Source organism: Streptomyces sp. NBC_00620 (assembly GCF_026341825.1).
Lineage (GTDB): Bacteria > Actinomycetota > Actinomycetes > Streptomycetales > Streptomycetaceae > Streptomyces.
Genome location: NZ_JAPENY010000001.1, coordinates 4017630 through 4044198, shown reverse-complemented (window position 1 = coordinate 4044198; position 26569 = coordinate 4017630). Strand labels below are relative to the sequence as shown.

The window sequence follows — 26569 nt, the reverse complement described above, 5'->3', positions numbered from 1 at the left end:
TCAGACCGTCACCGACTTGCCGTCGGCACCCGTCGCGCCGCGCGTGAACTTCGGGTGGATCAACCCCACGCAGGTGTACGGGAGTTCGGCGACCTCCTCGACGGGCACCCCGCGCTGCTCGGCGAGCAGGCGTACGTGGTCGAGGTCGGCGCCCGCTCCGGCGCGGGCCAGGATCTTCCAGGGCACGCGGCGCAGCAGCACGCGGGTGGTCTCGCCGACGCCCGGCTTGACGAGGTTCACGTCGTGGATCTCGTACTCCTCGCTGATCCGCTCGACCGCGGCCCAGCCCTCCCAGGTGGGTGTGCGGTCGGCGGCGAGCAGTTCCTTGGCCTGGGCGCAGGCCGCGTCGGCGACCTCGGCGAACCGTGCGGCCACGGCGTCCAGGAAGTCGACGGAGACGTCGGAGCCGGCGAGTTCGCGGTAGAACTTCGCGCCGTGGAAGTCGTGTTCGCCGACCAGGTCGGAGCGCAGGACGGTGCGCGAAATCAGCCCGGACACCGTCGAGTTGAGGCAGGCGGAGGGGATCAGGAAGTCCTCGCGGGTGCCGTACGTCCGTACGCAGGAGCCCGGGTCGGCGAGCACCGCGATCTCCGGGTCGAAGCCGGTGACGCCCTCGGCCTTCTCGAACTCCCGTATGGCGTCGGCCAGTTCGCGGGTGATCGCGCCCTTTCCGGTCCAGCCGTCGACGAACACGACGTCGGCGGGGTCGTGGTGGGCGGCCAGCCAGCGCAGCGCGTTGGCGTCGATGCCGCGGCCGCGGACGATGGAGACGGCGTAGTGCGGGAGGTCGAGGCCGTGCTGGTGCTGGGCCCAGCGGCGCATCAGCACGCCGACCGGGGTGCCCGCGCGGGCCAGCGAGACGAGCACCGGGCGCGGTGAGCGCTCGGCGAGCACCAGTTCGGTGACCGCGCCGACGGCCTGGGCGATACGGGCGGCGGAGGTGCCGAGCGCCGCGTGGAACAGCTCCTGGTAGTGGGCGCTGGGCTGGTACTCGACGGGCAGCGACTCCGCGTAGTGGGCGCCGCCGCTCTGGATGGCCTCCTCGCGCTCCTCGGTCGGCGCCTCCAGCGTCACGTCCGAGAGGTCCTGCAGCAGCCAGCCGACGTCTTCGGGCGCGTACGAGGAGAAGGCTGGGCCGCGGAGGGGCTCGGGGAGCATGGAGGGCCTTTCGGTGGACGGGCGCCCGGGGACGTACGAAGGGACGACGGCGAGCAGGACGTGCGGGGTGTGCGCGGTGAGCTGCGCCAACAGGCCGTCGGCGGCGTGCAGTTCGGGGGTGTCGGCGGTGGAGTCGACGACGGCGACCACGGCGTCGAAGCCGGCCCCTGCGACGTTGTAGGCGTAGCGCTCGCCGGGTCCGTCGTCCGGGTTGTCGTGGGCCGGGAAGACGATCCGGCTGCGTATCGCGTAGCCCGGGTCGTCGAGGGCGAGGACCGGGGACCGGGTGGTCGTGGAGTAGCGCACCTCGGCGTCCACGACCTGCTCCAGTTCGCGGGCCAGCCGCAGCGGCGCGTACATCAGCTCCTCGAAGCCGAGCACGAGCACCCGTCGGGCGCCGTCCGGCAGCGCGTCGGCGATCCGCGCGGCCAGGGCGGGCAGGGCGCCGTCCAGGCGTATTCGCTGGCCGGGCGCGAACCCGTGCCGCCCGCCGTCGGGAACGCCGCGTGGCCAGCCGAGCTCGACGCGGGTGACTCTCCCGGCACGCGACCGGGCGAGCGCCGCGAGTGCCGCGGGCCCGGCGGGTGCCGCGAGCGCCGCCGCCTCGTGCTCGGCGACCAGCGCCTGCCCCTTCTCGAGCACGCCCTCGGGAAGCCTCACCGTCCCCGACGCCGCCGTCACCAGGTCGACCCGCGCGCCGATCTCCCGGGCGAACTCGTCCAGGCGCCCCATGTCGGCGGCGGACCGCATGTCGACGAGCGCCACGACCACGTACCGCTCGCGCGGGTAGCGGGCGTGCAGGTCGCGGATGGTGTTGAGGATCGTGTTGCCGGTGGAGAACTCGTCGTCGACGAGGACCAGCGGGCCCGAGCCGGAGAGGAGGCCGGGGTTCTCGGGGAGGAGCAGGTGCGACGTGGCGTGCGAGTGGGACTCCTCGAAGCCGCCCGCGCGGGCGACGCCGGGGACGGGGCGTCGGGTGGAGTGGAGGTAGGGGGCGAGGCCCACGCCGTCCGCGACGCAGTGGCCGAGCCCGGTGGCCGTCTCGGCATAGCCGAGGACGACCGCCGCCCGGGACTCCTCGTCGCCGAGCAGCTCCCGCACCCGCCGACCGAGCGCGAACCCGTACCCGTACACCACGGACGGCGACTGCGGCACATGCTTGCCGAGCACGTTCGACACGAGCAGATGGGCGCGCTTGGGGTTGCGCCGCAGCGCGAGCCCCAGCAGTTCGCTCAGCTTCTCGTCGCCGACGAGTTCGACGCCGAGCCGCTCGGCGACCCAGGTCCCCGTCCACACCACGTTGTTCATCAATTCCTTGTCTGTATCGGTACCTGTATCGGTACCTGTGTCGGTATCGGTATCTGTACGAGTCACTACGGCTGGTCGGGCCGTTTCAGCTGGGAAGCCCGGCGGCGAGCAGCTCCACGAAGCCGATGTCCTCGTTGGCGACGCCGAAAACCTCGGCGCGCTGGAGAGTGCGCTCGGCCCAGGCGCGGTGCGGCTTCACTTCATTCATTTTGTTCGTGTACGCCGACCGCAGCACACCCCCGCCGCCGCGCTCGGGCCTGAGGATGTCCTGCGCGTCGCTGTACTCCTCGTGACTGACGACGGACAGGGCGTGCACGGCCGGTACGTGCGAGGGGTGGATGCAGGTCTTGCCGAGGAGGCCGTTGGCGCGGTCGAGGGCGATCTCGCGCAGCAGCCCGTCCAGGTCGTGTTCGATGAGCGACTGGCGCAGTTCCTCGACCTCGACCTCCTGGAAGGGGCTGCGGCGCAGCTGAGGCTTGAACATGCGCTCCTGGACGCGGAAGTACTCCCACACGGGCCCGGTCACCGTGAAGCCGGTGCCGTCGGCCCGCCCGAGCAGGTTCACCACGTCGGCGATCACGGAGGCGACGATCTGGACGTCGTAGGCGGTCATGTCGGGCGCTCTGCGCAGCCCGTACGCCGAGCAGAAGTCGGTGACGCCGAGGCGCAGCGCGAGGACGCGGTCGCGGTACTTGTCGACCGTGCGGTGGATGCCCTCCAGGGTCTCCCTGCGGGTCTCCATGTACAGCAGGCCGGGCGATTCGAGGACCGGCATCGCGAAAAGGCGCCGCCCGCTCGCGCTCTCGGCCGCCGTGAGCGCCTCCAGGAACGGGACGCCCCGCTCCTCGGTGAACTTCGGCAGCACGAATCCGGACAGCAGCCGCACGGCTGGGCCGAGCCGCTCGACGAGGTCGGGGATCTGCTCCGGTTCACGGACCCGTACGAAGAGCAGCGGCAGCTCGGAGCCGCCCGGCCGCCCGGCGAGGTCGGTGAACTGCCGGACGAGGTTCTCCTCGGCGCCCACGACCTCCGCGTCGTCGATCGAGTCCTCCAGGCACAGCACCATGGAGACGACGCCGCGCCCGGCCTGCTTGACGATGTCGTCTGCCAGCCGCGGCCTGGTCGCGGGGCTGTACAGGGTGGCTCCGAGGGCCGCCGCGAGGACGCGGGCCGGTGATTCGGCGGTGAAGAGGCTGGGCTCCCGGTAGAAGAGGCGCTGCCGCTCTTCCGGGGCGATATGACCAAAATGACGCATGAAACTCCCCCGGAGCTGCTAGGCGGCCTGATCTGATGTGGCCGGTAATAGTACGTATGGATCCATGTCAGGGGTTCCCATCAAGGATGAAGTTCAGGTAACTCGGCCGTGTCACCTGTTCTTCGATCCTCGCCGGGGATCTTCACCCCCGCGTTGTCGTGACCAGGCCCCAGAGGGCAGGATGACCGCATGACGCACGCGATGCTGAAGGGGTCGAACGTCCCGCTGGACGCCACAGCGGTACGCGCCGTGCTGCGCTGGACGCCCGGACAGGGAGTCCCCGATGTGGATGCCTCGGCCCTGCTCCTCGGCCCCGAGGGTCGTGTGCGATCCGACGAGGACTTCGTCTTCTACAACCAGCCCCGCCACCCCTCGGGCAAGGTCAGGCTGCTCGGCAAGAAGCGCGGAACAGAGGGCCTTACCGACACGATCCAGACGGATCTGACGGGTGTCGAGGCCGCTGTCGGACAGATTCTGCTGGTCGCATCGGCCGAGGACGTCACCTTCGACCGCGTACGGGGGCTGCGCATCCTGCTGTACGACGCGTCCCTCGCGGACGCCGAACCGCTGGCGTACTTCGACATCAAGCCGGAGACGGGCGCGGAGACGGCGCTGATCTGCGGCGAACTGTACAGGCGTGGCGGGGGCTGGAAGTTCCGGGCGCTCGGCGAGGGCTATTCGAACGGCCTGCAGGGGCTGGCCAGCGACTTCGGTATCTCGGTGGACGACTCCGAGGCCGCCGCGGCCGCGCCCGAGGCCCCGGCCTGGTCCGCACCCGCTCCGGCCCCCGAGACCTCCGTACCCCTGCCGCCCGAGCAGGCGGCCCCGGTGCCGCAGCAGCCGGCGTACGGCTACCCCGGGCCCCCGACGGCACCCGCGGCCGCCCAGCCCGCGTACGGCTATCCAGGGCCCTCCAGCCAGCCCGCCTACGGCTACCCGGGCCCCCAGACCGCGCCGGCCGCGGCGCCCGCGTACGGCTTCCCGCAGGCGGTCGGCGCGCTCCCCGACCCGGACTTCAAACTGCCGCCGCAGGGGCCGCAGTTCATCGGGCGCTGACGTCCGCCCGGTGAGGGCGGCGCGAGGAAGCCGGCGTACGCCCTCCGCTAGCGGGCGGCCTTCGACTTGTATCCCCGTCCCCACTGCAGCCCCCAGCCGTACAGCCGGTCGAGTTCGGCCTGGAAGCCGTACACGAACCGCACCTCGCGGCGCACCATCAGCTCGCCCTTGACGTTCTCGATCATCACGACCGCGCAGGAACGGGCCTGCGGATGGCGTTCGTCGAGGCTGATCTCGACGCGTGGGCCGTTGCTCGGGAAGAGCGTGACGATGGCGTGCGTACGGTCGAAGGCCGGGGTCTGGTCGTAGATGTAGACGAAGACCAGGAGCCGCTTGATGTCGTCGCGGTGGTCGAGGTTGACGTAGATCGTCTCGCCGGACGCCGAGCCGAAGCGGTCGTCGCCGCTGAGTTTCACGAACGGCGGGCCGTTGAGTTCGCCGAAGAAGCTGCCCAGCGGCTGGACGACGCCCTTGGAGCCGTCCTTGAGCTCGTACATGACGCCGAGGTCCAGGTCGACGTTGACCATGCTCTGGGTGTGCGCCTGGACCACTTCCGGCTTGAACGTACGGAAGGGGTGGCGCAGCAGGCTGCCGCGTTGCGGCCCGCCTATGTCGGAGGTGCGCATCCGCCAGGACAGGTTGATGCGCAGATTGCCGGTGGCCGCGCCCTGCTTGGTGAGCGAGACCGTGCGGTTCCGCTTGGTCAGCTCGATGGAGTTGGTGGACGCGCTGCCCGAGTCGAAGTCCGCCGAGCGCCCACGCCACAGGTCCTGCCAAATACCCATTCCCGCCCCCACGTTCCCTCGGTATGCCGCGGGGCGGCCGTGAGGACTTGTCCTCGACGGCCGCCCCGTTCAGAGCGTTCCTCACCGGGGCCCGGGTCACACCCCGGGATCCGGACCGGGATCAGACCCCGGACGACACTTCGGTCTTGTCGTCCGAGCTCTCACCTTTTCCCTCGGCCGCTGCCAGCGCCTTGTTGCGGCGCACGGAGGACCAGAAGGACCAGGCGATCAGGACGACACCGACGAGGCCGGTGATGACCTCGTTGATCTCGAAACGGATGGTGATGAGCAGGATCGCCGCGAGGGCGCCGATCGCGTAGTGCGCGCCGTGCTCCAGGTAGACGTAGTCGTCGAGGGTGCCCTGGCGGACCAGGTAGACCGTGAGCGACCGGACGTACATGGCGCCGATGCCGAGGCCGAGCGCCATCAGGATGATGTCGTTGGTGATGGCGAAGGCGCCGATGACGCCGTCGAAGGAGAAGGACGCGTCCAGGACCTCGAGGTAGAGGAACATGAAGAACGCGGCCTTGCCGGCGAGCACGACCATGGTGGGCTGCTTGCCGGCGCGCTTGGCCTCTTCCTCGGCCTCGTGTTCGCGCTCCTCCTCCTCTTCGAGACGGTTCTCGAAGAAGCCGGAGAGGCCGCCGACGATCAGGTAGGTGATGAGACCGCCGACGCCGGAGAGCAGGACCGTCTCCGCCTTGTCGGCGTGCCCGGCGTGCAGATGGGCTTCCGGGGCGAAGTACAGCGCGGAGACGAGCAGGACGATCAGCGCGATGCAGACCGACAGCATGTCGACCTTGCCGAGCTTGGCCAGCGGGCGCTCCAGCCAGCCGAGCCACTTGATGTCACGGTCCTCGAAGATGAAGTCGAGGAAGATCATCAGCAGGAACATGCCGCCGAAGGCCGCGATCGCCGGGTGGGCGTCGGTCACCAGTTCCTGGTAGCGGTCAGCGTCGTTCAGCGCCAGGTCGACGGCCTCGATGGGGCCGAGCGAGGCGCTGATCGCCACGATCAGGATGGGGAAGACCAGCCGCATTCCGAAGACGGCGATCAGAACACCGACGGTGAGGAAGATTTTCTGCCAGAACGGGCTCATCTTCTTCAGGATTCCGGCGTTGACCACCGCGTTGTCGAAGGACAGCGAGATCTCGAGGATGGACAGGATCAGTACGATCCCGAACGCGGTCCATCCGTCGATCAGCACCGCTGCGACCAAGCCGAGCGCGGTGACCGCGAACGACCAGCCGAAGGTTTTCAGGACCACTGGCTACCCAATCGTGAGTTGGGGGGTGACCCCCGGACGAAGTCCGGAGAGGGTTTCACCCCCCGCCGTACCCGGCTTTACGAAACGTTGACTCCGAAGTCTAGAGCGATGCCCCGCAAGCCCGACGCGTACCCCTGCCCCACGGCCCGGAACTTCCATTCGGCGCCGTGGCGGTAAACCTCACCGAAGATCATCGCCGTTTCCGTGGAGGCGTCCTCGGAAAGGTCGTAGCGGGCGAGTTCCTGGCCGTCGGCCTGGTTGACGACGCGGATGAAGGCATTGCTGACCTGGCCGAAGGTCTGGCCGCGGTTGTCGGCGTCATGGATCGAGACCGGGAAGACGATCTTGTCCACATTGGCCGGAACCTTGGAGAGGTCGATCAGGATCGACTCGTCGTCGCCCTCGCCCTCACCCGTGAGATTGTCGCCGGTGTGCTCGACCGAGCCGTCGGGGCTCTTGAGCTGGTTGTAGAAAACGAAGTACTCGTCGCCGAGTACCCGGCCGGAGTTGCACAGCAGTGCGCTGGCATCGAGGTCGAAGTCGGCTCCGGTGGTGGAGCGCGCGTCCCAACCGAGCCCGATCAGTACCTGCGTGAGGTTGGGTGCGGCCTTCGAGAGGGAGACATTGCCCCCCTTGGCGAGCGTGACGCCCATGATTGTGGTCCTCCCCGAGGTCATACGTTGAGTTGGCGAGCGCGTCCGGCGCCGCACGTGAAGTGTGCGGCGCCGGACGGTTGAGCCGTAGGGCCTTTACTCAGACGTTGACGCCGAAGTCCTGCGCGATGCCGCGCAGGCCCGACGCATAGCCCTGACCGATGGCACGGAACTTCCACTCCGCGCCGTGGCGGTAGAGCTCGCCGAAGACCATGGCGGTCTCCGTCGAGGCGTCCTCGGAGAGGTCGTAGCGCGCGATCTCCGCCTCGCCGGCCTGGTTCACCACGCGGATGAACGCGTTGCGGACCTGGCCGAACGACTGCTGGCGGTTCTCGGCGTCGTAGATCGAGACCGGGAAGACGATCTTCTCGATGTCGGCCGGGACGCCGGCGAGGTTGACCTTGATCTGCTCGTCGTCACCCTCGCCCTCACCGGTGGTGTTGTCCCCGGTGTGCTCGACCGAGCCGTCCGGGCTCTTCAGGTTGTTGAAGAACACGAAGTTGGCGTCACTGCTGACCTTGCCCTCCGCGTTCGTCAGGATGGCGCTGGCGTCGAGGTCGAAGTCGGTGCCGGTGGTGGTGCGGATGTCCCACCCCAGACCGATGATGACCGCGGTCAGTCCCGGGGCCTCCTTCGAAAGCGATACGTTGCCGCCCTTGCTGAGGCTGACTCCCACGAGTCCTCCATTGGTGTCCAGGGGCGGGATGCCCCGTCTCGCGTTTGGTATCGGATCAACGAGTCGATCCTAGTGACGGGTTCCCGCACCTTGCAGGGCTTGGGACCGAACAATCACAGGGTGTCGAGCGCCTTGACGTACTCGTTCAGGTCACGCGCGTCCGGCAGGGCGTTGACGACGGTCCAGCGGACGACGCCCTCCTTGTCGATGATGAACGTGCCGCGCACCGCGCAGCCCTTGTCCTCATCGAAGACGCCGTAGGCGCGCGAAGTGTTGCCGTGCGGCCAGAAGTCGGAGAGCAGCGGGTACTCCAGGCCCTCCTGCTCGGCGAAGACGCGCAGGGTGTGAATGGAGTCGTTGGAGACAGCCAGCAGCTGGGTGTCACGGTCGGTGAACTGCGGCAGGTTGTCCCGCAGGGAGCAGAGCTCACCGGTGCACACACCCGTGAAGGCGAACGGGTAGAAGAGCAGCACCACGTTCTTGTCGCCGCGGAAGTCGGACAGCTTCACGGTGGCACCGTGGTTGTCCTTGAGCTCGAAGTCCGGGGCCTTGGTGCCGACCTCGATCGCCATAGTCACACGCTTCCCTTCCAGGGGGCTGTTCGGGTGAGCCCACCCTACGCAGAGGCACACGCCAAACGCCGGACGGGCTGGGTGTACACCCAGCCCGTCCGGCGTTTGATGATGAGGACGAGGCCGTCAGGCCGAATATCCGCGGGGTCCGGGGGCGGGAGCCCCCGGAGTCGGATACCCGGCCGACCGGCGGAGCCTTACCGCTTGCCTGACTTGGCCCCCTTCGGGGTGACCAGCCGGCTGCCGCTCCAGTCCTTGCCCACGCTGGCGCTCTTGGTCGCAGACAGACCCGCGGTCGTCGCCGCTTCGGCGATGTCGCTCGGCTCCACGTAGCCGTCCCGGCCGGTCTTCGGCGTCAGCAGCAGGATGGTGCCGCCCTCTTCGATGTACGTGGTGGCATCCACCAGTACGTCGGTCAGGTCGCCGTCCTCGTCGCGGAACCACAGCACCACGGCATCGGCGACGTCGTCGTACTCCTCGTCCACGAGCTCGCCGCCGATGACTTCCTCAATGGCCTCGCGGAGCTCCTGGTCGACGTCGTCGTCGTAGCCGATCTCCTGGACCACCTGCTCGGGCTGGAACCCCAGCCTTGCGGCAGGGTTCGTCCTCTCCTCCGCGTGGTCCGCGGTCGCGCTCACGGGTTGCCTCCTGATCATGTTTCTGGTTGGGGTCTCCCCCGGCTCTGTCGGAGCTGGAGGAAGTCTTCTGGCCACGCGCGTGCGCGAAGCATTGGCCGTAGTCCACACGGACGGGGCGGATCGCGCAAGTACCCGGCCGTCGAGACCGCCGAAACGGTGACGTTCCCGGCGGTGTCGACGCAACTCCAGGCATGGAATCGCGGCACCTGGTGACGCACACCACACCCTTCTGCCCGGTTTGCGAATTTCGGAACCCTTGGAGGGTACGAGACCCGAACGACTTTGCGGAACGCGTCACGGACTGAGCGTATCGTTGCGTTTTGGCCGGGCACGTCCCAACGTACTGCGCGAACGTCTCGGTTACCTCTCGGTAGAGATGACGATTCCGTTCGCCGGGTACACGATGGGGAACGGTGTGAACACAGAGAAGAACACCCCCAGACCGCCCTTGGACACCCCCTCAGACCGATCTGCGACAACTCCCTGCCGGCTCCCCGACGGAGCCGGCCCGACGCGTCGGGCAGATCTCTGACACCCCTCCGACAGCGAAGGAACAGCGTGGCTTCCGGATCCGATCGCAACCCGATCATCATTGGCGGCCTTCCCAGCCAGGTCCCGGACTTCGACCCTGAGGAGACTCAGGAGTGGCTCGACTCCCTCGACGCCGCCGTCGACGAGCGCGGCCGTGAGCGCGCCCGCTATCTGATGCTGCGGCTGATCGAGAGGGCCCGCGAGAAGCGCGTGGCCGTGCCCGAGATGCGCAGCACGGACTACGTCAACACCATCGCCACCAAGGACGAGCCGTTCTTCCCCGGCAACGAGGAGATCGAGCGCAAGGTCCTCAACGCGACCCGCTGGAACGCGGCCGTGATGGTGTCCAGGGCCCAGCGCCCGGGTATCGGCGTCGGCGGCCACATCGCCACCTTCGCCTCCTCCGCCTCGCTCTACGACGTGGGCTTCAACCACTTCTTCCGCGGCAAGGACGAGGGCGACGGCGGCGACCAGATCTTCTTCCAGGGGCACGCCTCGCCGGGCATCTACGCCCGCGCGTTCCTCCTGGACCGGCTGAGCGAGCAGCAGCTCGACGCATTCCGGCAGGAGAAGTCGAAGGCGCCGTACGGGCTTTCCTCGTACCCGCACCCGCGCCTGATGCCGGACTTCTGGGAGTTCCCGACCGTCTCCATGGGCCTCGGCCCGCTCGGCGCGATCTTCCAGGCGCGGATGAACCGCTACATGGAGGCGCGCGAGATCGCCGACACCTCCAAGTCGCATGTGTGGGCGTTCCTCGGCGACGGCGAGATGGACGAGCCGGAGTCGCTCGGCCAGCTGTCGATCGCGGCGCGCGAGGGCCTGGACAACCTGACCTTCGTCGTCAACTGCAACCTCCAGCGGCTGGATGGCCCGGTACGCGGCAACGGCAAGATCATCCAGGAGCTGGAGTCGCAGTTCCGGGGCGCCGGCTGGAACGTCATCAAGCTGGTCTGGGACCGCACCTGGGACCCGCTGCTCGCCCAGGACCGCGACGGCGTCCTGGTCAACCAGCTGAACACCACGCCGGACGGCCAGTTCCAGACGTACGCCACCGAGACCGGCGCGTACATCCGCGATCACTTCTTCGGCCACGACCACCGGCTGCGCGCGATGGTCGAGAACATGACCGACGACCAGATCCTGCACCTGGGGCGCGGCGGTCACGACCACAAGAAGGTGTACGCGGCCTTCGCGGCGGCCAAGGCGCACAAGGGCCAGCCGACCGTGGTCCTCGCCCAGACCGTCAAGGGCTGGACGCTCGGCCCGAACTTCGAGGGCCGCAACGCCACGCACCAGATGAAGAAGCTGACGGTCGCCGACCTCAAGGGCTTCCGCGACCGGCTGCACATCCCGATCACCGACCAGCAGCTCGAGGGCGGCGCGCCGCCGTACTACCACCCGGGCCGCGACTCGGAGGAGATCCAGTACATGCACGACCGCCGCAAGGGGCTCGGCGGGTACGTCCCGACGCGCGTCGTGCGGTCCAAGCCCCTCGTGCTCCCCGAGGACAAGACGTACGCGAGCGTGAAGAAGGGTTCCGGGAACCAGTCGATCGCCACGACCATGGCGTTCGTCCGGCTGCTCAAGGACCTCATGCGGGACAAGGAGATCGGCAAGCGGTTCGTGCTGATCGCGCCCGACGAGTACCGCACCTTCGGCATGGACTCGTTCTTCCCGAGCGCGAAGATCTACAACCCGCTCGGCCAGCAGTACGAGTCCGTGGACCGCGATCTGCTGCTCGCGTACAAGGAGTCGCCGACCGGGCAGATGCTGCACGACGGCATCTCGGAGGCGGGCTGTACGGCCTCGCTGATCGCCGCGGGTTCGGCGTACGCCACGCACGGCGAGCCGCTGATCCCCGTCTACGTCTTCTACTCGATGTTCGGTTTCCAGCGCACCGGTGACCAGTTCTGGCAGATGGCCGACCAGTTGGCGCGCGGTTTCGTCCTGGGCGCGACCGCCGGTCGTACGACTCTGACCGGCGAGGGGCTGCAACACGCGGACGGGCACTCGCAGTTGCTCGCCTCGACGAACCCCGGCTGTGTCTCCTACGACCCGGCGTACGGGTACGAGATCGCGTACATCGTCAAGGACGGGCTGCGCCGTATGTACGGCCCGGACAGCGAAGATGTCTTCTATTACCTGACCGTCTACAACGAGCCGATCCAGCACCCGGCTGAACCGGAGAGCGTTGACGTGGACGGCATCCTCAAGGGCATCTACCGCTTGAAATCCGGCGACCAGGGCACCATCCCGGCGCAGATCATGGCCTCCGGTGTCGCGGTGCCGTGGGCGGTCGAGGCGCAGCAGATCCTGGCCACCGACTGGAACGTCAAGGCGGACGTCTGGTCGGCGACCTCCTGGAACGAGCTGCGGCGCGAGGCCGTCGAGGTGGAGCGGCACAACCTGCTGCACCCCGAGGAGGAGCAGCGCGTCCCGTACGTGACGCAGAAGCTGTCGGGGGCTCAGGGCCCGTTCGTCGCCGTCTCCGACTGGATGCGTTCCGTCCCCGACCAGATCTCCCGGTGGGTGCCGGGGACCTACCAGTCCCTGGGCGCGGACGGCTTCGGCTTCGCGGACACGCGTGGCGCGGCCCGGCGCTTCTTCCACATCGACGCACAGTCGATCGTGGTCGCGGTGCTCACCGAGCTGGCGCGCGAAGGCAAGGTCGACCGGTCGGTGCTGAAGCAGGCGATCGACCGCTACCAGTTGCTCGACGTGACGGCGGCCGACCCGGGGGCCGCGGGCGGCGACGCGTAGTTCGTACGTCTCCTGAGGGGCGGCGGGGCCCAGGGTCCCGCCGCCCCTCCTCTCTTTCCTACGATCTTTCCTACGATGCGGGCATGAAGCAGCAATCGGCCCAGGTCCGCTGGGAGCGGCGCACGCAGCGGCCGCTGCTGGGGTTCGCCCTGGCCTTCGCCGTCGCCTACGCCGTGCCGATCGTGTGGCCAGGGGCGGGCCACGACGTGTCCTCCGTGTGCACGGCCGTGGAGTGGGTGGTGTGGGGCGCCTTCGCCGCGGACTACGCCGCGCGGCTCCTACTGGCCGAGGAGCGCAAGGAGTTCGTACGTACGCACTGGCTCGACCTGATCGCGGTGGTGCTGCCTCTGGTCCAGCCGATCCGGCTGCTGCGGCTCGTCTCCACGCTGCTGCTGGTCGGGCAACGGGCCCGGATCGCCTCGCAGATACAGCTCACGACGTATGTCGCGGGCTCGGTGGTGGGTCTGTTGATGTTCGGTTCGCTCGCGGTGCTCTCCGTGGAGCGGGAGTCGCCGAACGGGAACATCAAGACGCTGGGCGACGCGGTGTGGTGGTCGTTCACGACGATGACGACGGTGGGGTACGGGGATCACGCCCCGACCACCGGCCTGGGCCGCATCCTCGCGGTCGGCCTGATGCTCTCCGGCATCGCCCTGCTCGGTGTCGTCACCGCCAACATCGCCGCCTGGTTCATCTCCCGCTTCGAGATGGACGACGTCGAGGAACGCCGCCAGACCGCCGCGATCACCGCCCTCACGGAGGAGGTACGCGCCCTGCGGGCGGAGGTGGCGGCGCTGTCGCGGGGCCCGGAGCCGGAGGCCGGCACGCTCTCCGGGGTTCCGGTGCCGGGAGCGGCGGAGGAACAAGTACAGCGGCAGTGACCTGGACAGACCGACGGCGCGCTGCCCCCCTCCGGCAGCGCGCCGCAGTTCTGGTCGTCCTCCAGGCCGTACGGAGGACTTGACCCACTGTGACGTGCGGCGCGTGCCGGGTGCGAGGGATCTTTAGCGTTGTCACCCTGATAGGGGAAACGCCCCCTGAAGCCCGCCTAGATGTGCCCGGCTCCGGCGCCCGCCTCCGCGTTCTCGCCCCGCTTGGTGAGCAGCGCGACGAAGACAGCGACGACGGCGACCCCTGAGGCGACCAGGCAGGCGAGGCTCATCCCGGAGATGAAGGTGTCGTGCGCGACACCCGTGATCTGGGCGGCGACGGCGGCCGGCGTGTCCGGGGTGACCGGCGCGGCACCGACCTGGACCGCCTCGGAGGCGGCGTCGAGCTGCTCGGGCGTGAGCGGCGGCAGCTTGGCGTCGGCCCAGTTGCCAGCGAGGTCGCCGTCGACCTTGGAGGCCATCACGGCGCCGAGCACGGCCGTACCGAGGCTGCCGCCGATCTGCATCGCGGCCTGCTGGAGACCACCTGCGACACCGGAGAGCTCCATCGGGGCGTTGCCCACGATGACCTCGGTCGCACCGACCATGACCGGCGCAAGCCCGAGCCCGAGCCCGGCGAACCAGAGCGACATGACGAAGCTGCCGGTGTCGGTGTCCAGCGTGGACATGCCGTACATGGAGATCGCGGTGAGAGCCATGCCGCCCGCGAGCGGGATACGCGGCCCGGTCTTGGTGATCAGGGCGCCGGCCAGCGGCGAACCCACGATCATCATTCCGGTCAGCGGCAGGAGGTGCAGACCCGCGTCGACGGGGCTCATGCCGTGCACGTTCTGCAGGTAGAAGGTGACGAAGAACAGGCCGCCGAGGAAGGCGATGGCCATCAGCACCATGAGGACGACGCCCGCCGACAGCGGCACCGAGCGGAACAGCGCCAGCGGGATCAGCGGTTCCTTGACTCTCTTCTCCCAGACGGCGAAGAGAGTGAACCCGAGCACCGAGACGACCAGGAAGGTCCAGGTCAGGCCGTCGCCCCAGCCCCAGGTCGGGGCCTTGATGAGGGCCCAGACCAGGCAGAACATGGCGCTGGAGAGCAGGGCTATGCCGAGGATGTCGAAGGAGCGGGGCGCGTTCTCCGCGCGGTGGTCGGTCAGGATCAGGATGCCGAGGACCAGCGCGATGACGCCGACCGGCACGTTGATGAAGAACACCGACTGCCAGCTGACGTGCTGGACCAGCAGACCGCCGAGGATCGGGCCGCCCGCGGTGGAGGCGCCGATGACCATGCCCCAGATGCCGATCGCCATGTTCAGCTTCTCGGCCGGGAAGGTGGCCCGGAGCAGACCGAGCGCGGCCGGCATCAGCAGCGCGCCGAACAGGCCTTGCAGGACACGGAAGGTGACCACCAGGGCGATGCTGCTGGAGAACCCGATGGCCCCGGAGGCCGCGGCGAAGCCGACGACGCCGATGAGGAAGGTCTGCCGGTGACCGAACCGGTCGCCGAGCTTGCCCGCGGTGATCAGGGTGACCGCGAGCGCGAGGAAGTAGCCGTTGGTGATCCACTGAACGTCGGCGAAGCTCGCGCCGAGGTCCTTCTGGATGGCGGGGTTGGCGATGGCCACGATGGTGCCGTCCAGGGCGACCATCATGACGCCTACGGCAACGGTGAACAGGGTGAACCACGGGTGGCCGCGCAGCCCCCGGGTCGGCGTCGGCCCGGAGACGGCAGCCGGGGCCTTGTCGGCCGGGCCCGTCGGGTCGACGGTGGTCTGACTAGTCATACCTTCGAGGCTAGTGACAGCCACTGACAGTTGACAAACCAATTCACAAGTCGGTAACTGTCACGTCACTCGCGGATACCCTGAACTGGGCAGACGGTTCAGATGGTGCAGAACGGTCCGGAGGCGAGCGGCCAGAGGAGAGGGACCATGGACACGGCGGACCGGACCGGAACGGCGTCACGACCAGGCCTTCGTGAGCTCAAACCGGGGCTGCGCGAGCTCAAGAAGCAGCGCACCCGGGACGCCCTGCTGCGGGCCGCTCTCGAACTGTTCACCACCCAGGGGTACGAGCGGACGACCGTCGACGAGATCACCGAGGCCGTCGACGTCTCGCAGCGCACCTTCTTCCGGTACTTCGCGGGCAAGGAGGAGGTCGCCCTCTTCACCCAGCGGCTCGCGGAGTCGCACTTCCTCGCCGCCGTACGCGAACGCCCGCTCCACGAAGCCCCGTTGGAGGTCCTGCGGCGCTCAGTACTGGAGAGCTGGGACACCATCGGCGAGGCGATCGAGGCCGTCATCCCGATCGAACTGCACATGCGCACCTTCCAGTTGATCGAGTCGACACCCGCACTGCTCGCCGTGCATCTGCGCCGTTCCGCGGAACTGGAGGAGGAGATCGCGCGGCTGATCGCCGAGCGCGAGGGTCTCGACGTGGACGTGGATCCGCGTCCGCGCGTCGCGGTCGCGGTGTTCGGCGGGGTGATGCGCGTGACGAGCCGCCTGTGGGGCCAGGGCGAGGACATCAGCGTCGAGGCGATCCGCGAACTGACCCTCTCGTATCTCGACAACGTGGGGCCCGCGTTGGCGGAAACATGGCGAACGGAATAACGCCTGCCGTACGGAGGGTCGCAGGACCGGCGCCCGCGACACCGCTGAACCCGCACGCAGAGTCACATCTCGCCTACAGGAAACCCGAATTCACTTACCCAGCGTGACCATTTAGCTCAATTTGAACCCGATTTGCACCAATCACCCCATCCGAAACGTGATCCGTACCACTCGGTTAACGCGAGACACTCTCGTTCTCCTAGTGTGTCCTCTTAGTGACTTCCTTCGACGCATCCCCCCAACTGAACGTCTGGCGCGCACTGCTCGCGCTGGCCGTGGTTTTCGTGATGCTGGCCACCAGTGGCTGGACCGCGATCCACAGTCATCGGGGGTCCTCCGCCCTCCAGGCCTCGCGCTCCGCGTGGGAGCACGGCAGCCTTGCCGGACAGCAGCTCCCCGACACCGACTCCGCGCCGGGTCTCGTGGCCCGCTTCTTCGCCTCGCTCGACGCCGGCCAGCGCGACCGTCTCGCCCACCGCTACCCCCTCGCGGTCGGCAACATGAACGGCGCACCCGTGACCCTGCGCTATCAGGCGAACCGCCTCGCCCTGGAGAAACAGCGCAAGGTCGAGGTCAAACGCATGCACGACACCCGGCTCTCGGAACTCGGACAGCACGAGGCGGGCCGCCGTATGCACCGCTACGAGGCGCTGCTCACCGAGGGCCGCAAGATCCTCGCCTTCGACCCGATGGGGTCGGGCCGGGTCGCCGAGGTCTTCGGAAACCTCGACACGGCCGAGCGCGTCTCCGTCGTGGTGCCCGGCGTCGACACCGACCTACTCACCTTCCAGCGCACCGTCAAGGAGTACTCCGCGCCCGTGGGCATGGCGCACTCCCTGTACGCGGCGGAGCACGCGGCCGACCCCACGACGCATACGGCCGTGATCGCCTGGGCCGACTACACGGCGCCCAGTGGGCTCGGCATCGACTCGGCCACCGCGATGCGCGCCGAGGAGGGCGCGGTCCGGCTGAACGCGCTGGTGCGGGCGCTGCCCGCGGGCTCGTCGGTCGCGCTGTACTGCCACAGCTACGGCTCCGTGCTGTGCGGCGTCGCCGCCGACGAACTGCCCTCACGGGTCTCCGACATAGCGGTCGCGGGCAGCCCCGGCATGCGGGCCGACACCGTCGCGGGACTGGGCACCTCCGCCCAGGTCTGGGCGATGCGGGACTCCGACGACTGGATCCAGGACGTACCCCACCTCGAGGTCGGGGGGCTCGGACACGGCGCCGACCCGGTGTCGGAGGCGTTCGGGGCGCGGGTCCTGTCCGCGCAGGACGCGAAGGGCCACACCGGCTACTTCGAGCCGGGCACGGACAGCCTCCGCAACTTGGCCGAGATCGGCATCGGCGCGTACGACGCGGTGGACTGCGCACACACGGATCAGGGGTGCCGGACGGGTTTGTCCGACGGGTCGTCGGACGGACGCGCGTAGACGCGACAGGAACTACGGTCCGCCCAGGGAGGCGACGGAGGCCTGCCTGCCGCATACGATGGCCCGCATGGGTGACGTACTGGCCGGATTTCATGCCGCCTGGGAGTTCGAGTCCGACTCCGTGCTCATCCGCTTCGAACGGGGAATCCGCACGCCGAAGCTGTTCCAGGCGCTCGGCGAACGCCGTATCCCGCTCGAGGCGATCGCGGCGGTGACACTGACGCCCGGGAAGCGCGGCACGGTCGTGCTGCGCGCGATCCCGAGACCGGGCGCCGATCCGCTGATCGAGGCGGCCGCGGGACAGCTCAAAGAGGGGTGCGACCCCTACCGGCTCGTGCTGCCCGCCGAGCGCGAGACGCTCGCCGAGTACTACGCCGACGAGCTGCGCGCCCAGCTCACGACGGACGACGAACCGGCCGAGCGGTATCTCGTCGCCCCTCCCGAAGCGCCGTTGCAGTTCAAGGCGTACGACGGGAAGGCGTCCTTCGACGGCAAGTCGGTGTCCTTCCGGTGGTTCTGGACGGGGGCCTCGTCGGCGAAGTGGAAAGCCGGCGACCAGACCTTCCCTCTCGCCGCGCTGAGCGGGGTCGAGTGGCGCTCCCCCGAGGTCTTCGAGGGCCATCTGCGGCTGCTGCGCCGCGAGCCGGCCGTCGCTCAGCCCGCGCAGGCCGATCAGGATCCGGCGGCGGTCGTGTTCGGGCTCGGGTATGGGCCGGTGCATGAGTCGTTGCCGTTTGCGGCGGCTGTGTTGGCGGCGGTGCGGGGGTCGGGCGCGGGCGCGCCGATACCTGCCGTCGCACCCGCGTCCCGGCGGGACCCGGCCGACATCGCCGAACGGATCCGCCACCTCGGGGAGCTGCGTGACGCCGGGCTCGTCACGGACGAGGAGTTCTCGACGAAGAAGGCGGAGCTGCTGGCGGAGCTGTGACCCCCGGGGGGCGGGAGTTTGATTCGCCCCCTCCGCCCCTTCCCGTCCCGTTCCTGGGGGCTGCGCCCCCAGACCCCCGCTGTCGGCCTGAACGGCCTCGTCCTCAAACGCCGGACGGGCTGAAACCGGGCGTAGCCCGGAAGTACGGGAAGGGTAGGGGCGGAGGGGGCGAAAAAACGCCCTCCCCCAGCCCCCTACTGCCTACTCCCGGCCCGCCGACGTGAACGTCATGTCGGAGTAGCGGTCGCCTGCGACCTTGGCGGCGATGGGCTCCAGGAGGCTCAGGTCGGCGTCGCTGAGGACGATGCGGGTCGCCGCGGTGTTCTCGGTGACGCGCTTGGCCTTGGTGGTGCCGGGGATCGGTACGACGGGAAGCCCGTGCACGGCGGCCTGCTGCTGGGCCCAGGCCAGGGCAACCTGCCCGAGCGAGGCACCGTGCGCATCGGCAACGACCCGCACCGGCTCAAGCAGCGCGGCATTGGCGGCAGCGTTGTCCCCGGTGTACCGCGGCTGGTGCCGCCGGAAGTCCCCCGCCGTCAGATCCGTTTCGGCGTTCGCGAAGGACCCCGTGAGGAACCCGCGCCCGAGCGGCGAGTACGGCACGAGCGCCACCCCCAGCTCACGCGCCACCGGCACAACCCCCGCCTCGATGTCACGGCTGAACAGCGACCACTCCGACTGCACGGCGGCGATCGGATGCACGCCCTGCGCCGCCCGCAGCTCCCCGCCCGTGACCTCGCTCAGCCCGAGGTGCTTGACCTTCCCCTCGCGCACCAGCTCGGCCATGGTGCCGACGGTCTCCTCGATGGGGACGTTCACATCACGGCGGTGCATGTAGTAGAGGTCGATCACGTCGACGTCCAGCCGCCGCAGGCTCGCCTCGACGGCTTCCCGGATGTACGGCGCGTCGTTGCGGATGATCCGCTTGGTCGGCTCGTCCGGCGGGATGGTCATCGAGAACTTCGTCGCGATGACGAGCTCGTCGCGGTGTGCCTTGAAGAACGGCGACAGGAACTTCTCGTTCTCGCCCGCCCCGTACACGTCCGCGGTGTCGTAGAACGTGACGCCGAGCTCCAGCGCCCGCTCCAGGGCGGCCCGCGCCTCATCGGTGTCCGCGGGACCGTACGCGAAGCTCATCCCCATGCAGCCCAGGCCCTGCACCCCGACCTCGGGGCCTCCGGTACCGAGCTCCACCTTCGCGATCTTGCTGTCCGTCATCAGGACCTCTCCGACGCCAGGGCACGCCCGGCGTCCGCGTAGAAAGTGATCTTGCGGTCGAGCACCGCGAGCGTGTCCTGGAGTTCGGCGATCCGGGACTTGACGTCCCGGCGGGTCGCTTCCAGCAGCTCGTAGCGCTCCATGTAGGTGTGGTCGCCCTCGCGCACCAGTTCCGCGTACCGCACCATGTCGGCGACCGGCATACCGGTGAGCCGCAGCTTGCCGACGAGGCCCAGCCAGTCCAGGTCGCGGTTGGTGTAGCGGCGCTGCCCGGTGTGCGAGCGGTCGATGTGCGGCATCAGCCCGATCCGCTCGTACCAGCGCAGGGTGTGCGCCGTCAGGCCGGTGTAGGCGACGACCTCACTGATCGTGTAGTTGTCCTGACCGTCCGGGCGCCGCAGCTGCCGCTCGGGGGGCGCGGCACAGAGATCGGGACTGGTACTGGTCTCGGCGGCCTCGGCCGTGGTCTCCATCACCGTCATGACCTCCACGCTAAAACCTTGGAGTGCACTCCAAGCAAGCGGAACCGATGAAAATCCCGTGACGTCGCCCGGTCTCGGTGGCTACGTTGCGGATCATGACTCTTGTACGCCGTGCCGTGCCCGAGGACGCCGAGGAAGTGCTGCGGCTGCGCCAGGTGATGCTCGACTCCGTCTTCGGCACCGATTCGTCCAGTGCCTGGCACACCGAATCGCTCTCCACCGTACGCGGCAGGCTCGCCGATCCCGACGGGGACTTCGCGGCCTTCGTCGTCGACCATCCGGACCGGCCGGACGCGCTGGCGGCGCTCGTCGCCGGGACCATCGACTACCGCATCGGGAACCCGGCCAATCCGCGCGGCGCGATGGGATACGTCTTCAGCGTCGCCACCGATCCGGACGCTCGGCGCCGCGGCTACGCGCGCGCCGGCGTGGAGACACTCCTGGACTGGTTCCGCGAGCGGGGCGTCCCCCAGGTCAACCTCAACGCCTCCGAGGAGGCGGAGCCGCTGTACGCCTCGCTCGGTTTCGTGCGCAAGCCGGACCCCTCGATGCGGCTCCAGCTCTGAGCCGCTTAGGCTCGTACGCATGTCCCTGAAGAGCCTGGCGTCGATCGAGAACTGGCCCGTTCCCACCGCCGCGGCGGCCGTCGTCCGCGCGGACGGCACGGTGCTCGGGAGCCATGGGCCCGGTACCCGGCCCTTCGCACTCGCCTCGGTGACCAAGCCGCTTGCCGCGTACGCCGCTCTCGTCGCGTACGAGGAAGGCGCGATCGAGCTCGACGAACCCGCCGGGCCCGCGGGCTCGACCGTCCGTCATCTCCTCGCGCACACCTCCGGGCTCGCCTTCGACGAGCACCGGGTGACATCCGCGCCGGGGCAGCGGCGGCTGTACTCCAACGCCGGCTTCGAGGTGCTCGGGGAGCACATCGCCAAGGCGACGGACATTCCCTTCGGGGAGTATCTGCGGCAGGCGGTGCTTGATCCGCTGGGGATGGTGTCGACCGTGCTCGACGGGTCGCCCGCGAAGGACGGGGTGTCGACGGTGGATGACCTCGTCCGCTTCGCGGCGGAGGTGCAGGCGCCTCGGCTGCTCGACCCCCGTACGGTCGCGGAGGCGATGACCGTCCAGTACCCCGGCACCAAGGGTGTCCTCCCGGGGTACGGGCACCAGAACCCCAACGACTGGGGCCTCGGCTTCGAGATCCGCGACTCCAAGTCGCCCCACTGGACCGGCTCTTCGTCCTCCCCGCGGACCTTCGGCCACTTCGGGCAGTCGGGTACGTTCCTGTGGATCGACCCCGACGCGGGGGCAGCCTGCGTGGCCCTAACTGACCGCCCGTTCGGGCCGTGGGCCGTCGAGGCGTGGCCGCCGTTCACGGACGCGGTGCTCGCCGACGTCAAGATGTGGTGAACGAAGCGGCGGTTGAAGTTCCCCCTTGAGACGTCGGTTGATCCGTTCGACTAGCCTCCCCCTGCACACATGCCTCACAACTTTCGGGGGAGAACGATGGGCGAGACACAACCGGGCGGGCACTTCCGTCCGTTGGAGGACGGCGACCCGACGGTCGTGGCGGGCTACCGGCTCGCGGCACGGCTCGGCTCGGGCGGCATGGGCACGGTGTACCTGACGTACACACCGGGCGGGCATCCGATCGCGCTGAAGACGATCCGGCCCGAGCTGAGCGAGGACCCCGAGTTCCGCCGCAGGTTCAAGCAGGAGGTCCAGGCCGCCCAGCGCGTCCAGGGCCTCTACACCGCGCCGGTCCTCGACCACGACACCGAGAGCAGCACCCAGCCCTGGCTGGCCACCGCCTACGTACCCGGCCCCTCGCTGGCCTCGGCGGTCACCGAGCACGGCCCGCTGCCGGTGCCGACGGTCCTGCTGCTGATCGCGGGGGTCGCGGAGGCGCTGTCGGTGATCCACGGCGCGGGCATCGTGCACCGCGACCTGAAGCCCTCCAACGTGCTGCTCGCCGCCGACGGCCCCCGGGTCATCGACTTCGGTATCGCCCGCGCCGCCGACGCCACCGCGCTGACCAACACCGGTGTCTCCATCGGCACCCCGGCCTTCATGTCACCGGAGCAGGCCTCGGGGCGCGGTGACCTCTCCCCCGCGTCGGACATCTTCGCCCTCGGTCAGGTCGCCGCGTACGCGGCACGGGGCAGCTCCGCGTACGGAGACGGGCCCTCGCACGCCGTGCTGTACCGCATCGTCCACGAGGAGCCGGACCTCACCGGCCTCCCGGAGGAACTCCGGTTCATCACGCGCCTCCTGGCCAAGGACCCGGCCGGCCGACCCTCACCGGCCGAGGTCATCGCCCTGTGCCAGGAGGCCTCGCCCACCCCGCTGCGCCAGTCCGGGTCCTGGCTGCCGGACCCGATCGGCGAGCAGATCACCCGGCGGGTCTCGGCATCGGCGGAGCTCCTTGCGGCCCGCGCCAACGCCCCGGCGACACCGGCCACTCCGGTCGACGCGGTGCCGCCGCCCACCGCTCCGGTCACCCAGCTGAGCGCTCCGGGCATCGACCCGCACGCGCCCACAATGCACTCGGCCCACGTCCCGACCTCGCCGCCCACCCCTCCGCCCACCCCGCCGCCGTACGTGCAGCCGCCCGCGTACCAGACACATCCGACGGCGCCCTACTCACAGCCGCACGCCTGGCAGCCGCAGCCGCCGCAGGCCCAGCCGTATCCGTACCAGCGCCCCCAGCCCCTCCCGCCGCCCAAGAGCAATTCGGGCAAGGTCGTCGCGATCATCGCGGGAGTGCTCGTGCTGATGTTCGGCGGCTGTGTCTCGCTGATCGCCAACATGGACGACACGAAGGACGACTCCTCCGACAACGCCGGCACGAACGCCGGCTCCGGCTCCGGCGGAAGCTCGGACTCCGGCAGCTCCGAGGCGCTCGCCGACCCCAAGCCGGCCACCTACAAGGGCATCAACATCCCCGGCAACTACTACGTGCGCTTCGCCGACTCGCCGCCCAGGCCACTCACCAGCGACGTGGGCGGCGCATACGAGGACGACGGGGACTTCTACTACTCCACGTTCGACACCCTCAACGACAAGCACGTGGGCAGCAGCAGCGACAAGATCGTCCTGCTGAACAACTCGGTGAAGGGCTCCCTCAAGACCTGCCGCGCCGAGACCCGGTACGCGGAGACCGTCACCCTCGGCCAGCTCTCCAAGGGCACCCAGATGTGCGTCCACACCGCGTCCGGCCACATCGGGCTGGTGACCTTCCAGAGCTCGGCCCCGAGCGGCGACCCCAGCGACTACGTCTCGGTGGACATCACCGTGTGGCGCAACGCCGAGGAACCCACGTCCGGCTGAGCCCCGTCGTCCCCGTGGCCGGGCCCGGTCGCGCGAAGGCCGGGCCCGTCATCCCGTCATCTCCCACACCAGTACCTCCGCCGGAGACCCCGCCACCGCCTCCAGGTCCTTCGCGTCCGTGACGCGGGCGGCGTCGCCAGGGCCCAACTCCTCGCCGTCCAGGCGAATTTCGCCGCGTACGACGTGGACGTACACATACGCGGCGTCCGGAACCGCCGTCCGCTCCCCCGCCGTGAGGCGACGTACGTGGAGCATCGCGCCCGCCTCCGGGACGGCGTACGGCGTGGAGTCCGCGATGCCGTGGACGACCTCGTAGGCGGGGTCGCCGCCGGGCTCCAGCGGGGCCAGCCAGATCTGGACGAAGGTCAGCGGGTCCGTGCCGTCGTTGCGTTCCACGTGGCGGACACCGCCCCCGGCGCTGAGGCGCTGGACGTCCCCGGGGCGGACCACGGACTCGTGGCCGGCGGAGTCGAGGTGGGTCAGCTCGCCCTCGACGACCCACGTGACGATCTCGGTGTGGCTGTGCGGGTGCTCGTCGAAGCCGGCACCGGGCGCGAGCCGCTCCTCGTTGCAGGCGATCACCGCGCCGAAGCGGAGGTTGTCCGGGTCGTAGTGGGGGCCGAAGGAGAAGGCGTGGAGCGAGGAGATCCCGGTCGCCGGGTCCCCTCCGCTGTAGCGCTCGTCGGCACGGCAGACATCCATCACGGCCCCACCGTAGCCCCCGCCCCCGGGCTCTCCCGGCGCTTACTTGCGACCCGCCGCGGCACACCTCCGTCCGGATAAGGCAGTCTTGTCCCGTGCCCGAACCCGAAACCAGCAACACCGCACGCCCACCGCTCGACGTCCGCGCACACGCAGCGACCCTGAAGCGGCTGGAGAAGTCGGCCGGGAGTCTCGCCGCGCAGGCCATCGCGCGGATGGACGAGACACTGCCGTGGTACCGGGCCATGCCCCCGGAGAACCGTTCCTGGATCGGTCTTGTCGCGCAGGCCGGAATCGCGGCCTTCACCGAGTGGTTCCGGCACCCGGACGCCCCGCAGGCCATCTCCACCGATGTGTTCGGAACCGCGCCGCGCGAGCTGACCAGGGCGATCACCCTGCGCCAGACCGTCGAGATGGTGCGGACCACGATCGAGGTCATGGAAAGCGCGGTCCCCGAGGTCGCGTCGCCGGGTGACGAGTCCGTGCTCCGCGAGGCGCTCCTCGTCTACGCCCGTGAGATCGCCTTCGCGACCGCCCAGGTCTATGCCCAGGCGGCGGAGGCACGCGGCGCCTGGGACGCCCGGCTCGAGTCGCTCGTCGTGAACGCCGTGCTGTCCGGGGAGGCCGACGAGGGCGCGGTGAGCCGGGCCGCGGCGCTCGGCTGGAACTCACCCGAACATGTCTGCGTGGTGCTGGGCACAGCGCCCGACGGTGACAGCGAGCTGACGGTGGAGGCGATCCGGCGCGCCGCCCGGCACGCCAAGCTCCAGGTGCTGACCGGGGTGCTCGGTGACCGGCTGGTCGTCATCGCGGGTGGCAGCGACAATCCGCTCGCCGTCGCCAAGTCGCTGATCGGGCCGTATGCCGCCGGGTCCGTGGTCGCGGGCCCCATCGTGCCCGACCTGCTCGCCGCGACCCGCTCCGCGCAGGCCGCCGCCGCCGGGCTGAAGGCGTGTTTTGCCTGGCAGGACGCGCCGCGGCCGGTGCTGGCGGACGATCTGCTGCCGGAGCGCGCGATCGCCGGTGACCCTGCCGCCCGCGATCAGCTGGTGGAGGAGATCTACAGACCGCTGGAGGAGGCAGGCTCCGCGCTCCTGGAGACGCTCGCCGTCTATCTGGAACAGGCGAGCAGCCTCGAAGGCGCGGCCCGCATGCTCTTCGTCCACCCCAACACCGTGCGCTACCGGCTCCGACGTGTGACTGACGTCACCGGTTGGTCGCCCTCCGATGTACGCTCCGCGTTCACGCTGCGGATCGCGCTGATCCTGGGGCGTCTGGCCGATGGAGATCCTCAGGCCTAGGCTTTTGTCGGGGACCTACAATTCCCCCTCGTGTTCTTCGTCCCTGTCCCCACGGGCGGTCGTGGCCGTCCGCAAGAGAGAGTGTGAGAGTGCTCGTACTCGTCGCTCCCGGCCAGGGCGCTCAGACGCCCGGCTTCCTGACTCCTTGGCTCGACCTCCCCGGCGCGGCAGACCGCCTCGCCGCCTGGTCCGACGCCATCGGGCTCGACCTTGCCCACTACGGCACGCAGGCCGACGCGGACGCGATCCGCGACACGGCCGTGGCGCAGCCGCTGCTCGTCGCGGCCGGACTGCTGTCCGCCGGCGCGCTGGGCGAGGTGACCCCGGGTGCCGTCGCGGGCCACAGCGTCGGTGAGATCACCGCCGCCGCGTTCGCGGGAGTGCTCGACGACACGGCCGCGCTGCGGCTCGTACGCAAGCGTGGCCTGGCGATGGCCGAGGCCGCCGCCATCACGCGGACCGGCATGTCGGCGCTGCTCGGCGGCGACCCCGCGACAACGGTCCCGCACCTGGAGAAGCTCGGCCTGACTGCGGCCAACGTGAACGGCGCGGGCCAGATCGTGGCCGCCGGCACGCTGGAGCAGCTCGCCGCGCTCGAAGAGGACAAGCCCGAGGGCGTACGCAAGGTCATCGCGCTGAAGGTCGCCGGTGCCTTCCACACGCGCCACATGGCACCCGCCGTCGACGCGCTGGCCAAGGCCGCCGAGGAGCTGGCTCCCGCGGACCCGAAGCTCACGTACGTCTCGAACAAGGACGGCAAGGCCGTCGCCACCGGCGACGAGGTCGTCGCGCGCCTGGTCGGCCAGGTCGCCAACCCGGTCCGCTGGGACCTGTGCATGGAGACCTTCAAGGAGCTCGGCGTGACCGCGCTGCTCGAGGTCTGCCCCGGCGGCACCCTGACCGGCCTGGCCAAGCGCGCCCTGCCCGGTGTGAAGACGCTTGCGCTGAAGACCCCCGACGACCTCGACGCGGCTCGCGAGCTCATCGCCGAGCACAGTGCCTGACAAGGAGCTTGAGAGC

General features: G+C 69.5%; 23 protein-coding genes. 11 read left to right on the top strand and 12 right to left on the bottom strand.

Translation table 11 applies throughout. The features are described 5' to 3' along the window. Together OG246_RS18485 and OG246_RS18480 are read right to left on the bottom strand one after the other, a co-directional pair. Complete coding sequence (locus tag OG246_RS18485) at positions 1-2466, bottom strand: phosphoribosyltransferase (RefSeq protein ID WP_266463313.1); 2466 nt, start codon at positions 2464-2466, stop codon at positions 1-3. Between the two features lie 85 nt (positions 2467-2551). Continuing rightward, positions 2552-3721: an HpcH/HpaI aldolase/citrate lyase family protein gene (locus OG246_RS18480; RefSeq protein WP_266463310.1), complete on the bottom strand. Its 1170-nt coding sequence runs from the start codon at positions 3719-3721 to the stop codon at positions 2552-2554. Positions 3722-3910: 189 nt separating this feature from the next. Here OG246_RS18480 and OG246_RS18475 point away from each other — a divergent pair, with 189 nt between their 5' ends. Beyond that, entirely contained in the window at positions 3911-4777 is an 867-nt protein-coding gene (locus OG246_RS18475) for a TerD family protein (RefSeq protein ID WP_266463306.1), read from the top strand. A gap of 47 nt (positions 4778-4824) precedes the next feature. On the opposite strand, the gene OG246_RS18470 is transcribed toward OG246_RS18475, so the two are convergent. The 6 genes from OG246_RS18470 to OG246_RS18445 form a co-directional block, all read right to left on the bottom strand. Continuing rightward, entirely contained in the window at positions 4825-5562 is a 738-nt protein-coding gene (locus tag OG246_RS18470; protein WP_266463303.1) for a Tellurium resistance, read from the bottom strand. A gap of 121 nt (positions 5563-5683) precedes the next feature. Then, the gene (locus OG246_RS18465) at positions 5684-6829 is read right to left on the bottom strand and encodes a DUF475 domain-containing protein (RefSeq protein ID WP_266463300.1); all 1146 of its coding nucleotides are present in this window, start codon (positions 6827-6829) and stop codon (positions 5684-5686) included. Positions 6830-6906: 77 nt separating this feature from the next. Next, entirely contained in the window at positions 6907-7482 is a 576-nt protein-coding gene (locus tag OG246_RS18460) for a TerD family protein (RefSeq protein WP_266463295.1), read from the bottom strand. Positions 7483-7582: 100 nt separating this feature from the next. Continuing rightward, positions 7583-8158, bottom strand: coding sequence for a TerD family protein (locus OG246_RS18455; RefSeq protein ID WP_055617911.1), 576 nt, complete (start codon positions 8156-8158; stop codon positions 7583-7585). A gap of 113 nt (positions 8159-8271) precedes the next feature. Continuing rightward, positions 8272-8730, bottom strand: coding sequence for a peroxiredoxin (locus OG246_RS18450; protein WP_266463287.1), 459 nt, complete (start codon positions 8728-8730; stop codon positions 8272-8274). A gap of 197 nt (positions 8731-8927) precedes the next feature. Further along, positions 8928-9368, bottom strand: a complete 441-nt coding sequence (locus tag OG246_RS18445; RefSeq protein WP_266463285.1) for a DUF3052 domain-containing protein — start codon at positions 9366-9368, stop codon at positions 8928-8930. Between the two features lie 558 nt (positions 9369-9926). On the opposite strand from OG246_RS18445, the gene aceE reads away from it, so the two are divergent. Together aceE and OG246_RS18435 are read left to right on the top strand one after the other, a co-directional pair. Next, the gene (gene aceE / locus OG246_RS18440; RefSeq protein WP_266463282.1) at positions 9927-12659 is read left to right on the top strand and encodes a pyruvate dehydrogenase (acetyl-transferring), homodimeric type; all 2733 of its coding nucleotides are present in this window, start codon (positions 9927-9929) and stop codon (positions 12657-12659) included. Positions 12660-12742: 83 nt separating this feature from the next. Beyond that, positions 12743-13540, top strand: coding sequence for a potassium channel family protein (locus tag OG246_RS18435; protein ID WP_266463278.1), 798 nt, complete (start codon positions 12743-12745; stop codon positions 13538-13540). 167 nt (positions 13541-13707) lie between these two features. Here OG246_RS18435 and OG246_RS18430 read toward each other — a convergent pair whose 3' ends face one another. After that, on the bottom strand, positions 13708-15327 hold the full coding sequence (locus tag OG246_RS18430; RefSeq protein WP_266463274.1) for an MFS transporter: 1620 nt from the start codon (positions 15325-15327) through the stop codon (positions 13708-13710). A 147-nt stretch (positions 15328-15474) separates the two neighbouring features. On the opposite strand from OG246_RS18430, the gene OG246_RS18425 reads away from it, so the two are divergent. From OG246_RS18425 to OG246_RS18415, 3 genes are all read left to right on the top strand, one after another. After that, a complete protein-coding gene (locus OG246_RS18425; protein ID WP_266463266.1) occupies positions 15475-16155 on the top strand; it encodes a TetR family transcriptional regulator in 681 nt (226 codons plus the stop codon). Between the two features lie 215 nt (positions 16156-16370). Further along, complete coding sequence (locus tag OG246_RS18420) at positions 16371-17588, top strand: alpha/beta hydrolase (protein ID WP_266463262.1); 1218 nt, start codon at positions 16371-16373, stop codon at positions 17586-17588. 67 nt (positions 17589-17655) lie between these two features. Next, positions 17656-18516: a DUF4429 domain-containing protein gene (locus OG246_RS18415; protein WP_266463257.1), complete on the top strand. Its 861-nt coding sequence runs from the start codon at positions 17656-17658 to the stop codon at positions 18514-18516. Between the two features lie 201 nt (positions 18517-18717). Here the strand turns inward: OG246_RS18415 and OG246_RS18410 are convergent, their stop codons facing one another. Beyond that, complete coding sequence (locus OG246_RS18410; RefSeq protein WP_266463255.1) at positions 18718-19734, bottom strand: aldo/keto reductase; 1017 nt, start codon at positions 19732-19734, stop codon at positions 18718-18720. After that, a complete protein-coding gene (locus tag OG246_RS18405) occupies positions 19734-20216 on the bottom strand; it encodes a MerR family transcriptional regulator (protein ID WP_266463252.1) in 483 nt (160 codons plus the stop codon). The genes OG246_RS18410 and OG246_RS18405 overlap by 1 nt, the downstream gene beginning before the upstream one ends. Positions 20217-20311: 95 nt before the next feature. Here OG246_RS18405 and OG246_RS18400 point away from each other — a divergent pair, with 95 nt between their 5' ends. From OG246_RS18400 to OG246_RS18390, 3 genes are all read left to right on the top strand, one after another. Beyond that, positions 20312-20782, top strand: coding sequence for a GNAT family N-acetyltransferase (locus tag OG246_RS18400; protein WP_266463248.1), 471 nt, complete (start codon positions 20312-20314; stop codon positions 20780-20782). A 19-nt stretch (positions 20783-20801) separates the two neighbouring features. Beyond that, complete coding sequence (locus OG246_RS18395) at positions 20802-21626, top strand: serine hydrolase (RefSeq protein ID WP_266463245.1); 825 nt, start codon at positions 20802-20804, stop codon at positions 21624-21626. 96 nt (positions 21627-21722) lie between these two features. Beyond that, entirely contained in the window at positions 21723-23546 is a 1824-nt protein-coding gene (locus OG246_RS18390) for a serine/threonine-protein kinase (protein ID WP_266463242.1), read from the top strand. Positions 23547-23594: 48 nt separating this feature from the next. Here the strand turns inward: OG246_RS18390 and OG246_RS18385 are convergent, their stop codons facing one another. After that, positions 23595-24248, bottom strand: a complete 654-nt coding sequence (locus tag OG246_RS18385) for a pirin family protein (RefSeq protein ID WP_266464336.1) — start codon at positions 24246-24248, stop codon at positions 23595-23597. Between the two features lie 95 nt (positions 24249-24343). Here OG246_RS18385 and OG246_RS18380 point away from each other — a divergent pair, with 95 nt between their 5' ends. Both OG246_RS18380 and OG246_RS18375 read left to right on the top strand, forming a co-directional pair. After that, a complete protein-coding gene (locus OG246_RS18380) occupies positions 24344-25549 on the top strand; it encodes a CdaR family transcriptional regulator (RefSeq protein WP_266463239.1) in 1206 nt (401 codons plus the stop codon). An 89-nt stretch (positions 25550-25638) separates the two neighbouring features. Next, positions 25639-26553, top strand: coding sequence for an ACP S-malonyltransferase (locus OG246_RS18375; RefSeq protein ID WP_266463235.1), 915 nt, complete (start codon positions 25639-25641; stop codon positions 26551-26553). The last annotated feature ends 16 nt before the right edge of the window (positions 26554-26569 follow it).

Bases quoted from the DNA above. Each gene is read 5' to 3' on its own strand.
- OG246_RS18425 (WP_266463266.1), top strand. From the start codon at position 15,475: ATGGACACGGCGGACCGGACCGGAACGGCGTCACGACCAGGCCTTCGT.
- OG246_RS18435 (WP_266463278.1), top strand. From the start codon at position 12,743: ATGAAGCAGCAATCGGCCCAGGTCCGCTGGGAGCGGCGCACGCAGCGG.
- OG246_RS18390 (WP_266463242.1), top strand. From the start codon at position 21,723: ATGGGCGAGACACAACCGGGCGGGCACTTCCGTCCGTTGGAGGACGGC.
- OG246_RS18475 (WP_266463306.1), top strand. From the start codon at position 3,911: ATGACGCACGCGATGCTGAAGGGGTCGAACGTCCCGCTGGACGCCACA.
- OG246_RS18405 (WP_266463252.1), bottom strand. From the start codon at position 20,216: ATGACGGTGATGGAGACCACGGCCGAGGCCGCCGAGACCAGTACCAGT.
- OG246_RS18450 (WP_266463287.1), bottom strand. From the start codon at position 8,730: ATGGCGATCGAGGTCGGCACCAAGGCCCCGGACTTCGAGCTCAAGGAC.
- OG246_RS18430 (WP_266463274.1), bottom strand. From the start codon at position 15,327: ATGACTAGTCAGACCACCGTCGACCCGACGGGCCCGGCCGACAAGGCC.
- OG246_RS18410 (WP_266463255.1), bottom strand. From the start codon at position 19,734: ATGACGGACAGCAAGATCGCGAAGGTGGAGCTCGGTACCGGAGGCCCC.
- OG246_RS18415 (WP_266463257.1), top strand. From the start codon at position 17,656: ATGGGTGACGTACTGGCCGGATTTCATGCCGCCTGGGAGTTCGAGTCC.
- OG246_RS18460 (WP_266463295.1), bottom strand. From the start codon at position 7,482: ATGGGCGTCACGCTCGCCAAGGGGGGCAATGTCTCCCTCTCGAAGGCC.
- OG246_RS18400 (WP_266463248.1), top strand. From the start codon at position 20,312: ATGACTCTTGTACGCCGTGCCGTGCCCGAGGACGCCGAGGAAGTGCTG.
- OG246_RS18385 (WP_266464336.1), bottom strand. From the start codon at position 24,248: ATGGATGTCTGCCGTGCCGACGAGCGCTACAGCGGAGGGGACCCGGCG.
- OG246_RS18395 (WP_266463245.1), top strand. From the start codon at position 20,802: ATGTCCCTGAAGAGCCTGGCGTCGATCGAGAACTGGCCCGTTCCCACC.
- OG246_RS18480 (WP_266463310.1), bottom strand. From the start codon at position 3,721: ATGCGTCATTTTGGTCATATCGCCCCGGAAGAGCGGCAGCGCCTCTTC.
- OG246_RS18470 (WP_266463303.1), bottom strand. From the start codon at position 5,562: ATGGGTATTTGGCAGGACCTGTGGCGTGGGCGCTCGGCGGACTTCGAC.
- OG246_RS18485 (WP_266463313.1), bottom strand. From the start codon at position 2,466: ATGAACAACGTGGTGTGGACGGGGACCTGGGTCGCCGAGCGGCTCGGC.